At 67.9% G+C, this 11,727-nt stretch carries 6 protein-coding genes and 1 pseudogene; 5 read left to right on the top strand and 2 right to left on the bottom strand.

What is annotated here, in order from left to right:
* Nucleotides 1–57 precede the first annotated feature (57 nt).
* Nucleotides 58–1,143: a DUF2235 domain-containing protein gene (locus tag ACWDPV_RS09685; protein ID WP_449742774.1), complete on the bottom strand. Its 1,086-nt coding sequence runs from the start codon at nucleotides 1,141–1,143 to the stop codon at nucleotides 58–60.
* A 144-nt stretch (nucleotides 1,144–1,287) separates the two neighbouring features.
* Nucleotides 1,288–2,997 carry a dihydroxy-acid dehydratase gene (gene ilvD, locus ACWDPV_RS09680; protein ID WP_449742773.1) on the bottom strand — a complete coding sequence of 570 codons (1,710 nt, stop codon included), beginning with the start codon at nucleotides 2,995–2,997 and terminating at the stop codon, nucleotides 1,288–1,290.
* Nucleotides 2,998–3,646: 649 nt separating this feature from the next.
* On the opposite strand from ilvD, the gene ACWDPV_RS09675 reads away from it, so the two are divergent.
* The 5 genes and pseudogenes from ACWDPV_RS09675 to ACWDPV_RS09655 all read left to right on the top strand — a co-directional run bounded on the left by ACWDPV_RS09675 (nucleotide 3,647) and on the right by ACWDPV_RS09655 (nucleotide 11,717).
* Nucleotides 3,647–9,139 carry an ATP-binding protein gene (locus ACWDPV_RS09675; RefSeq protein WP_449742772.1) on the top strand — a complete coding sequence of 1,831 codons (5,493 nt, stop codon included), beginning with the start codon at nucleotides 3,647–3,649 and terminating at the stop codon, nucleotides 9,137–9,139.
* 169 nt (nucleotides 9,140–9,308) lie between these two features.
* Nucleotides 9,309–9,545 carry an NAD(P)-binding protein gene (locus tag ACWDPV_RS09670; protein ID WP_449742771.1) on the top strand — a complete coding sequence of 79 codons (237 nt, stop codon included), beginning with the start codon at nucleotides 9,309–9,311 and terminating at the stop codon, nucleotides 9,543–9,545.
* Nucleotides 9,463–9,827, top strand: a pseudogene (locus ACWDPV_RS09665) (FAD-dependent oxidoreductase); the annotation flags it as partial. The gene ACWDPV_RS09670 and the pseudogene ACWDPV_RS09665, both read left to right, overlap by 83 nt.
* Nucleotides 9,824–10,897 carry a phosphotransferase family protein gene (locus ACWDPV_RS09660; protein ID WP_449742770.1) on the top strand — a complete coding sequence of 358 codons (1,074 nt, stop codon included), beginning with the start codon at nucleotides 9,824–9,826 and terminating at the stop codon, nucleotides 10,895–10,897. The pseudogene ACWDPV_RS09665 and the gene ACWDPV_RS09660, both read left to right, overlap by 4 nt.
* A gap of 70 nt (nucleotides 10,898–10,967) precedes the next feature.
* Entirely contained in the window at nucleotides 10,968–11,717 is a 750-nt protein-coding gene (locus tag ACWDPV_RS09655) for a hypothetical protein (RefSeq protein WP_449742769.1), read from the top strand.
* Nucleotides 11,718–11,727: the final 10 nt, after the last annotated feature.

Genomic DNA, 11,727 nt, shown 5'->3' with positions numbered 1-11,727 from the left:
TGAGCACCGAGGCGTTCCGCGTTCAGAGGAGCCCCGGGCGCGCCATCACGAGAACTCTCACGCCGCGTCGGCGTCATCGGTCTCCCCGACCGGGGCGCTGCGCACCGCGTCGACACCCGTCACCGCCTCCGCGACCACCGGCACCATCCGTCGGCCGACCTGGGTATCGAGCAACGTGCCCTTCGGCCCGGCAAGATCCGGTAGCTGCTTGGGGCGGTAACCGTCGTCGCCGATGATCCGTACCTCCACCGAGTTCGCCACCGCCGCCCGCGGGGCGATGGCGCGGGTGATCCGTCGTCCCCAGTACGCCTTCCACGAGCGCCTCATCGGCACGCACGCGGACTCCCGCGGCAAGGGAGTGCGCTGCCGTGTCGACGCCGGGTCGATCTCGACGCCGTGCTGGGTCGCCTTGTCGAGCATCCATCCGAGGGTGATCGCATCCAGTCCGCCGGCCATCTGCCCACCGCCACCGACGTCGCAGTGCACGCCGGCGAACCACACCTGTTCGATGATCTGGTCCTCGCGCCCGCGTGACCACAGCGTCGGCGCGAACTGTTTGCGTCGCTCGTCGATCGCCACCGCGTGGTATCCGGCCCGCACGGCCGGGTGCAGCGCAGTGTCGAGGAATCGATACTTCGCGTCCTGCGAGCCGAAGAACGCACCCGGGATCCCCAACGTGCCGACCGTGTCCCACACGCCGACCACCTCGACGTGAGCGTCGACGAGGTCGGCCGGCCGCTGCGCCCACGCGGATTTGCCGTCGCGCGCGCGATAGGCGCGGAAGGCATTCGCCACCTGATCGGGCGTGGCGAGGCCCTCGGGCAGACCGCAGTAGGCAATCATCCCGCCGAGACTGCGCGCGGTGTACGCGCCGCGGCTGAAACCGAACAGGTAGATCGAGTCGCCCGGCACGAAGCAGTTCGCGATCTTCTCGTAGCCCTCGCGGACGTTCTCCACCAGTCCGACCCCGAAGGCCCCGCCCCGCAACCGTGACAGGAAGCCACCGGCGCGCCCGACGCCCTCGTCGTAGAACGGTTGCTGCGCATCGGATTTGACCAGCGCCGTATACAGCCGATAAACATTGGTGTCAGTCGCCGGGCCGTCCCAGGTCCCGTCGCAGCAGTAGATGATCTTCTTGCTCATCGTAGATCCTCGACTCCGGTGGTGGCTGCCGGCGACGTGCTCGTCGTCGTGCGACCAGCCTAGGATCGTGACCGCAAGCGGCACATGAGTAGTCGACTACTCGATTCGCCGCGATCCACCCTCGTCAGCACACCCGGCGACACCTCAGCGGCACACCGCACCTTGCGACGCCGAGGCCACCAACTTGATGTACTTGGCCAGCACCCCACGCGTATACCTCGGCGGCAGGGGAGTGAAATCGACTGCACGCGAGGCAAGTTCGTCGGCATCGACCAGGATGTCGAGGGTACCCGCACCGACGTCGAGGCGAATCCGGTCGCCGTCCCGCACGAAGGCGATCGGACCGCCGTCGACCGCCTCGGGCGCGACGTGCCCGACGCAGAGTCCGGTTGTCCCGCCGGAGAACCGTCCGTCGGTCATCAGGAGTACGTCCTTGCCCAGGCCCGCCCCCTTGATGGCGCCGGTGATCGCGAGCATCTCGCGCATTCCCGGGCCGCCCTTGGGACCCTCGTAGCGGATCACCACGACGTCGCCGGCCGCGATGGTGCCGTCCTCGAGCGCATCCATCGCCGATCGCTCCCGGTCGAAAACCCGTGCGGTGCCCTCGAAGACATCCGAATCGAAGCCGGCCGACTTCACGACCGCCCCCTCGGGGGCCAGCGATCCTTTCAGGATGGTGATCCCGCCCGTGGGATGAATCGGTGACGACAAGGCGCGCAGCACCTTTCCGTCCGGATCCGGCGGCGCGACTGCGGCCAGGTTCTGCGCCACCGTCTTTCCGGTCACGGTCAGGCAGTCCCCGTGCAGCAGGCCGGCATCGAGCAACGCCTTCATCACCACCGGAACACCGCCGATACGGTCCACATCGGTCATCACGTGCCGACCGAAGGGTTTGACGTCGGCGAGGTGTGGCACCTGCGCACCGATGCGGGCGAAGTCCTCCAGTGACAGTTCGACCTCCGCCTCGTGGGCGATCGCGAGCAGATGCAGCACCGCGTTGGTGGACCCACCGAAGGCCATCACCACCGCGATCGCGTTCTCGAAGGCCTCCCGAGTCATGATGTCGCGGGCGGTGATGCCGCGGCGCAACAACTCGACGACGGCCTCACCGCTGGCGCGCGCATACCCGTCACGACGACGATCCGGTGCCGGGGGAGCGGCACTGCCCGGCAGTGACATGCCGATGGCCTCGGCCGCGCTCGCCATCGTGTTGGCCGTGTACATGCCGCCGCACGCGCCCTCGCCCGGGCAGATGGAGCGTTCGATGGTGTCCACGTCGTCGCGGCTCATCAGCCCGCGGACGCACGCGCCGACCGCCTCGAAGGCATCGATGATGGTGACCTGGTGTTCCGAGCCGTCCGACAGAGTGGCGAACCCCGGCAGGGTCGACCCCGCATAGAGGAAGACACTCGCCAGGTCGAGTCGGGCCGCCGCCATCAACATCCCCGGCAGCGACTTGTCGCACCCGGCGAGCAGCACCGATCCGTCGAGTCGCTCGGCGCTCATCACGGTCTCGACGCTGTCGGTGATCACCTCGCGCGACACCAGCGAGAAGTGCATGCCCTCATGACCCATGGAGATGCCGTCGGACACCGAGATGGTGCCGAACTGCAGCGGATACCCGCCGGCGGCGAACACGCCCTCCTTCACCGCGGTGGCCAGCCGGTCCAGGGACAGGTTGCACGGGGTGATCTCGTTCCACGACGACCCGACCCCGACCTGCGGTTTGACCCAGTCGTCGTCACCCATGCCGACCGCGCGGAGCATGCCGCGGGCGGCGGTCTTCTCCAGTCCGTCGGTGACGTCGCGGCTGCGGGGCTTGATGTCGACCCGGTCGTCGGGCTGGTGGCTCATGAAGGCCACCTTAGGCGCGGCGCAACGGCATCGGGGGGACCTTCGTCCCCGCCGGCGACGGCCACCTCACCGGCGTCGGCACACCCCGGTTACGGTGACGCGGAGAAGCGCACCTCGGTGCCGCGAGTCTCGTTGTCCGACAGACGAAGTACCTGGCACCTCCGGATCGATCGCCGAGTTGCGCTGCGAGGCAACACCACAGTACCGCTCGGGTGTCGATCCCAACCGGTTGAGCTGGGCCAGAGAATCATTCACGTTCGTCGGAGTTGAATCGGCGTCAACTCACCGGTCCCATTCGCCAACCACCGATGGTGACAACGGGCATTGCTCGGAATATCCGGGGGAGCCGACACCCTCGCCGACCATAGTGGCGAAGACCACATCGCCGACGCTGCCGGGGTCGACATGTCCTGGTGCCGCCCGGATTCGCCGGTCACCGGCACGCTCGAACGCGACATCGCAGGTCGGCGTGTCCGTACCGTACTCGCGCGTACGGTAACGATCCGCAACAATCGACCGCGGGTTCGCCACCGGCGTCCCACTCTGCCGAACCGAGACACTCGACGCAGCGACGGTGCTACCGTCCGCCCCGAGTGCTGTGCGACCACCACGGTCCATCGGCCTGACGACGAAGAGAAGGGAGTCGGTGATGTTCGCCCGCATTGCCATCGTGAACCGAGGCGAAGCCGCCATGCGACTCATCCACGCCGTCCGCGGCCTGTCCGCCGAGACCGGACAGCCCATCGAGGTGGTCGCCCTGCACACCGATGTCGACAGCAACGCGACCTTCGTGCGCGAAGCCGACATCACCTACGACCTGGGCCCGGCGGCCGCACGCCCCTACCTCAACATGGACCTGCTCGAACGAGCCCTCCTCGAGACCGGCGCCGACGCGGCGTGGGTCGGCTGGGGCTTCGTCGCCGAGGACCCCGTCTTCGCCGAGCTCTGCGACCGCATCGGCGTGACCTTCGTCGGCCCGTCGGCCGAGGCGATGCGCAAACTGGGCGACAAGATCGGCGCCAAGCTCATCGCCGAGGAGGTCGGTGTCCCCGTCGCCCCGTGGAGTCGTGGAGGCGTCGACACCATCGATGAAGCCGTCGCGGCGGCCAAGGACATCGGATACCCACTGATGCTCAAGGCGACCGCCGGCGGTGGCGGTCGAGGTATCCGCAAGGTCTCCGACGACTCCGAACTCCGCGACGCCTACGAGCGCACGCGCGACGAGGCCGCCCGCGCCTTCGGCAGCGGCGTGGTCTTCCTCGAGCGTCTGGTGACCGGCGCCCGCCACGTCGAGGTCCAGGTGATCGCCGACGGGCAGGGCACGGCATGGGCACTCGGCGTCCGTGACTGCTCGGTGCAGCGACGCAATCAGAAGATCATCGAGGAATCCGCCTCACCGGTGCTCGCACCCGAGCAGGTCCTCGAACTCAAGACCTCCGCCGAACGGCTCGCGGTGGCCGTCGGCTACCGTGGCGCGGCCACCGTCGAGTTCCTCTATCACCCGGGCGAGAAGCTGTTCGCCTTCCTGGAGGTCAACACCCGACTGCAGGTGGAGCATCCGATCACCGAGGTCACCACCGGCTTCGACCTGGTACGCGCGCAGTTGCGGGTCGCCTCCGGTGAACGTCTCGAGGGTGAACCGCCGGCCGAACGCGGCCACGCCATCGAGGCCCGGCTCAACGCCGAGGATCCCGACCGCGACTTCGCACCCGCCCCCGGGCGGATCGCCCGTCTCGATCTGCCCGCCGGTCCCGGCATCCGCGTCGACACCGGCGTCAGCGAGGGCGACACCATCCCCGCCGACTTCGACTCGATGATCGCCAAGATCATCGCCTACGGCCGCGACCGCGACGAGGCACTCGGCCGGTTGCGCCGCGCGATGGCCCAGACCCGCGTCATCATCGAGGGCGGCGCGACCAACAAGAGTTTCGTTCTCGAACTGCTCAACCAGCCCGAGGTGATCGACGGCAGCGCCGACACCGGCTGGATCGACCGGGTCCGCACCGAGGGCCGCCTGATAGCGTCCCGCCATTCCGCGGTCGCCCTGGCCGCCGCGGCCATCGACGCCTACGAGGAAGAGGAATCCCTCGAACGTCAGCGGCTGCTGTCCACCGCATCCGGTGGTCGGCCGCAGGTCCAGCACGACAGTGGCCGCCCGTTGGACCTGAAGCTGCGCGGCGTCGGTTACCGCGTCCGCGTGGCGCGCATCGGTGCCCATCGCTTCCGTGTCGGCATCGAGGCCGGCACCGAGTCCCGCACCGCCGACGTCGACCTCGAACGTTTCGACGCGCATGCCGCGCAGATCGTCCTCAACGGGGTCCGCTACCGCCTGGTGACCGACACCCACGGACCGATCCACCTCGTCGACGTCGACGGCGTGACGCACCGCGTCAGCCGCGACGAGGGTGGCGTGGTCCGATCACCGGCACCCGCACTCGTCGTCGCCACCCCGCTGGAGGTCGGCGCCGAGGTGGAGGCCGGAGCTCCCGTCCTAGTGCTGGAGAGCATGAAGATGGAGACCGTGCTGCGGGCACCGATGCGGTCGCGGCTCAAGGAATGCCTGGTGTCGGTCGGTACGCAGGTGGAGACCGGTGTCCCGCTGCTGCGTCTGGAACCGCTCACCGACGACGAGGAGGAGGATTCGGTCGAGGCGGCCGAGGCCGCCGTCGACATCGAGTTGCCGGAAGTCCCCGCCGACCTGTCGGCCGAGGTCCGCACCGCTCGCGGGCTCGAGGATCTGCGCAGCCTGCTGCTCGGCTACGACGTCGATCCGCACGACCGCACCCGCCTGCTCGATGACTACCGCTCGGCCCGGCGTGAGGCGATCGAGGACGCGCGCCGTCCCATCGCCGACGAACTCGAGCTGATCACCGTGTTCTCCGATCTGGCGCGCCTGAGCCAGAACCGCCCGTCGGGTGAGGGGATCGGCGACGAACGCGTGCACAGCGCGCGGGAGAGCTTCCACACCTACCTGCAGAGCCTCGACGCCGAACGCGACGGGCTGCCCGAGGCCTTCCACGCCGCGCTGCGTCGCGCACTCGTGCACTACGGCATCGACGATCTGGAACGCACGCCCGAACTCGAGGCCGCGGTGTTCCGCATCTTCCTCGCCCTGCAGCGTCCGTCGGATTCGGTCACCGTCATCACCGCGCTGCTACGGCAGTGGTTGAGCGAACCCGCGCCCCGCGACGAGCTCAGCGACACCGTCGGCGCCGCGCTGGACCGTCTGGTCGCCGCATCCAAGGTGCGCTTCCCGGCGATCGCCGACCTCGCCCGCGGCGTCATCTACGCCTGGTACGGCCAGCCACTGCTGCTGCGTAGCCGCGCGCGGGTGAACAACACCGTCCGCGATCAGTTGCGTTACCTCGACGCCACCCCCGACGCCGCCGATCGTGCCGAGCGGATCGCCGAGATGGTCGGCAGCACCGAACCACTGGTTCGGCTGCTGGGTCAGCAGATGACCCGCGGGAAGGGCGACAACTCCGTCCTGCTCGAGGTCCTCACCCGCCGGTACTACGGCAACAAGGGCCTGACCAACATTCGCGTCCAGCAGACCGGCGCGGCCGGTTTCGTGGTCGCCGAACGTGCCGGCTCGAGCCTCATCTCGACCGCCGTCGGATTCGACGAATTGGGCGGCGCGCTGGCCGGTTTGGCGGATATCGCCCGCGACAGCGTCTCCGTCGACGCCGACATCTACCTCCGGTGGGAGCAACGACCCGACGACTTCGACGCCATGGCGAGCGCCCTGGAGGAGGTCATCGCCGGCAGCGGGTTGCCGCCCCAGGTCCACCGCGTCACGACCACGGTCGCCGGCATCGACGGTGCCCGGATGCACCATCACTTCACCTTCCGTCCCTCGGCCACCGGCATGTCCGAGGAGCGCCTGATCCGCGGCCTGCATCCCTACATCGCCCAGCGCATGCAGATGGAACGGTGGCGCAAGTTCGATCTCACCCGTGTCGCCTCGGCCGACGACGAGGAGATCTACCTGTATCGCGCTGTTGCCAAGGACAATCCGTCCGACGACCGGCTCGTCGCCTTCGCGCAGGTGCGCGACCTCACCGAGTTGCGCGACGACGATGGCCACCTGCTCACGCTGCCGTCGGCCGAGGCCACTCTCGCATCGTGTGTGGACTCGCTGCGACGGGCCCTGCGCGGCGCGGGCAGGAGCGCCGACACCAACCGCATCATCATGTACATCTGGCCGCCCATCGAGGCCGGCGACGACACCTTCCGGGTGATCGCCGACTACATCCGGGCGACCACCGTCGGGGTGGGACTCGAGGAGGTCCTACTGATCGGGCGGCGCCGCGATGCCGACTCCGGTGAGCTGTCCAAGATCGCAGTTCGCTTGTCGGTCAACGCCACCGGTGGTTTCGACGTCGTGGTGGGCGAACCCACCGACGAGCCGATCGCGCCGGTCGATGCCTACCGCCAGAAGGTGCTGCGGGCCGCCAAGCGCAACACCGTGTACCCCTACGAACTGGCCGCGATGCTCGGCGACTTCGCCGAGTACGATCTCGACGCCGAGCAGACCCTGGTACCGGTCGAGAGGCCGGCAGGACGCAACACCGCGGCGATGGTCGCCGGTGTCATCACCACCACCAGCGAGAAGTACCCCGAGGGCATCACCCGCGTCATCCTCCTCGGTGACCCGACCAAATCCCTTGGCGCACTGTCGGAACCGGAGTGTGCGCGGGTGATCGCGGCACTCGATCTGGCCGAGCGGATGCAGGTCCCGCTGGAGTGGTTCGCCCTGTCCTCGGGCGCCCGGATCTCGATGGAGTCCGGCACCGAGAACATGGACTGGGTGGCCCGGGCACTCAAGCGTGTCGTCGAGTTCACCCAGGACGGTGGCGAGATCAACATCGTCGTCGCCGGCATCAACGTCGGTGCGCAGCCGTACTGGAACGCCGAGGCGACCATGCTGATGCACACCAAGGGCATCCTCGTGATGACCCCGGATTCGGCGATGGTGCTCACCGGTAAGCAGTCGCTGGACTTCTCCGGTGGCGTCTCGGCCGAGGACAACTTCGGCATCGGTGGTTACGACCGCGTGATGGGCCCCAATGGCCAGGCCCAGTACTGGGTACCGAACCTGACCGCGGCCCGCGATCTGTTGATGTCGCATTACGATCACACCTATGTGGTTCCGGGGGAGCCCACACCGCGTCGGGCGATCACCGGCGACCCGATCGATCGCGACGTGTCGGATTATCCGCATGTCCTGGCCGGCAGCGACTTCACCACGGTCGGTCAGATCTTCTCCCCGCTGACCAACCCGGATCGCAAGAAGCCCTTCGATATTCGTACCGTGATGCGGGCGCTTGCCGATCAGGACCACGCGGTCCTCGAACGCTGGGCCGGAATGGCCGACGCCGAGACCGCGGTCGTGTGCGATGTACACCTCGGCGGAATCCCGGTGTGCCTCTTGGGTATCGAGTCCCGCGAAGTTCAACGTCGCGGATACACACCCACCGACGGCCCGGACACCTACACCGCAGGCACGCTGTTCCCGCAGTCGTCGAAGAAGGCGGCCCGTGCCATCAACGTGGCCAGCGGCAACCGTCCGCTGGTGGTCCTGGCCAACCTGTCCGGATTCGACGGATCGCCCGAGTCGCTGCGCAAACTGCAGCTGGAATACGGAGCCGAGATCGGTCGCGCGATCGTGAATTTCAAGGGCCCCATCGTGTTCTGCGTGATCTCGCGCTATCACGGCGGTGCGTTCGTGGTGTTCTCCAAGGCCCTCAACCCGAACATGACGGTCCTGGCGATCGAGGGGTCGTTCGCCTCGGTGCTCGGCGGAGCTCCCGCCGCCGCGGTGGTCTTCGCCGGCGAGGTGGCCAAACGCACCGCGTCCGACCCGCGGGTGCGTGATCTCGAGGCCCGCGTGGCCGACGCATCCGGCACCGACCGGACCAACCTCGGGGCGGAACTGACCGACATCCGGCAGTCGGTGCGGGCGGAGAAGATCAGCGAACTCGCCGCGGAGTTCGACTCGGTGCACAGCATCCAGCGCGCCGTCGAGGTGGGCTCGGTGGACGCGGTGATAAAGGCGGCCGAACTGCGGCCGCAGATCATCGGCGCCATCAACGGCAGCACCGCCTGGTCGAATCAGAACACCCAGGTGGGCGTCTCGTAAGGTAAAGCCCGCCCGATCGCGGCCTGCATCCGCTCAGACCGCACAGACCGCCCCGCACCGATCGACACCGATCGCTGCGGGGCGGTCCGCGTCGCCTGACGTTGACAGCGCTCTCCCCACCGTTGACAGCGCCCGACATCAGCTCCAAGACCCACAAAGACACAAATCGATGATCTGGTCTCAATCCATGCACTGTGTGATTGTGAGCGGGGGACTGGCCGGGCTGGCCTCGGCGGTCTGGCTGACCGAGGCCGGTCATCGGGTGACGCTGCCGGAGCGTCGCGGGTCGTTGGGTGGACGCACCATCGCGATGCCGGTGGCGGGAACACATCGCGGCCGATGCCGTCATCTGCGCCCTCCCGGTGTGGAGCATTCGCGGGCTGCTCGACAGGGTTCCCGGGCGTGAGCAGATCTATGCCGCGGCAGAACAACTCACACCGGTACCGATTCTCGGCGTCGACCTCGATCTCGACCGGCCAGCCACGTCGTGCGCATGCCGAAATCCACCCTCGCCCAACGACCCGGAACCGCCGAGATCCGGCCGGATCAGCCGACCGCGACGCGGAGGCCGGCACTGGCGGGGGACTGGACGCGCACCGACTGGGCCACCACCATGGAAGGTGCGTGCCAGAGTGCATCGCGTGCGGTCGAGGTGATCCTGCAGAGCAGCAAGGGAGATCGAGGATGAGTCATCAGGTCGCGGGTGCACGCGATGTCCGGTCCGAGGACGCCTTCGACACCGTCCGGGTCGCGCAATGGTTACGAACCCACGCATCCGACCCTACGGGCCTCGACCAGACACCCGAGGTCAAGCAATTCTCCGGTGGCGCATCCAATCTCACGTTTCTGCTGACCTACCCCGACCGTGAACTGATCCTGCGTCACGGACCCCGCGGCACCAAGGCCCGCGGCGCCCACGACATGGGCCGTGAATACCGCATCCAATCGAAACTGGCTGCGGTGCTGCCCTACGTCGCACCGATGGTCGCCTTCTGTGACGACGAGGAGATCCTCGGCACCGACTTCTACGTGATGGGCAGGATCGACGGGATCATCCCGGGAAAGGAATGGCCGGCCGACGTCCCCTTGTCCGCCGAGCAGGCCCGGGCATTGTGTCTGAACTTCATCGACGTTCTGGTCGAATTGCATTCGGTCGACCCCGAACGCGCCGGACTCGCCGATCTCGGCAAGGGCGCCGGGTATGTGCGCCGACAGGTGGAGGGATGGTCGACGCGTTTCCGCAACGCACGCACCGACGATGTCCCGGACTACGAGGCGGCGATGGCGTGGCTGGCCGACAACCAACCGGAAGACGTCGCCAACTGCGTCATCCACAACGACTACAAGCTCGACAATGTGATGCTCGCCGATGACGACGTGACCCGGGTGATCGGCATCCTCGACTGGGAGATGGCCACCCTCGGTGATCCGCTCATGGATGTCGCCGGCTCGATGGCCTACTGGGTCCAGGCCGACGACGACGATCAGATGCAGATGATGCGGCGGGTTCCGACGCACCTGCCGGGGATGATCACCCGCGCCGAGTTCGTCGACATCTATTGCGATCGAATGGGTTTCGCGATGTCACCGAAGCGGTGGCGCTGGTATGAGGCCTTCGGCTACTTCCGGCAGGCCGTGATCGCGCAGCAGATCTACTACCGCTACTACCACGGGCAGACCACCAACGAGGCCTTCAAACTCCTGGGACTCGCGGTCGGAATGGTCGAGGAGCGCATCACGGCCGTGACCGGATCCTGATCGCAATCACCTCTTCGGACGACATCACATCGCCGCGGCATCGGCGCCGACCCCGATAAGGTTCTGTCCCATGCGGAGGACCAACGGCGGATCGCGAATCGCCCGAACTCACCTCACCCGGCTGTCCGCCTGGCTCGCGGCGGTCATCGCCCTCGGCGCGATCCTCAGCGGATGCAGTGTCAGCACCGATGGCGCGGCCCACCCGGAGGCAGCCGGAGCGCAGTCCACAGAATCGGGCGGCGCCGCCGAATCGGGTCCTCGGATGATCTCGGTGGTCGCCGTCGACACCGCCGGCAATCCCGTCAACGGTTACAGCCTCGGCGGCGGCGGGGACTCGTTCACCGCAACCGACATCCGTTACTGCAGCCATGCGCTCGGCGCCACCACCGACGGCGTGTACCGATGCGGTACCACCGCGCAGTCCGCCAATGCCTGTTGGCCGTCTCCCGGGCGGTTGCTCTGTACCCCCGACCCGTGGACCACCCGACTCACGGCGTACGGCTACAGCGGGAGCCTGCCGGTGCTGGGGCAGCCCGATCCGGACATCTTCCCCTGGGCTCTGGAACTGGCCGACGGCGCGCGGTGCGTCGCCCGCAACGGTGGCGCCTGGCCGATGCCGCCGGCGGGGTTCGAGTTCGGATACAGCTGCCGATCGGGGTCGGTGTACTCGTTTGTCTTCTACCGCCCGCAGCTGGGCACCGGCGTCGGAGCACTCTTCGACAAGTCGCAATCCGACTGGACGGTCTTCCACGGAGACGGCGAGTCGGCCCCCGCACCGATCGGGGTGTCCACGGTCTTCTATTCCGCTGCCGCGCGATAGAAGCCACCCA

It is taken from the genome of Gordonia sp. NPDC003504 (assembly GCF_053587995.1).
The sequence above is the reverse complement of the archived record's forward strand: the minus strand, read 5'-3'. Positions and strand labels throughout refer to the sequence as shown.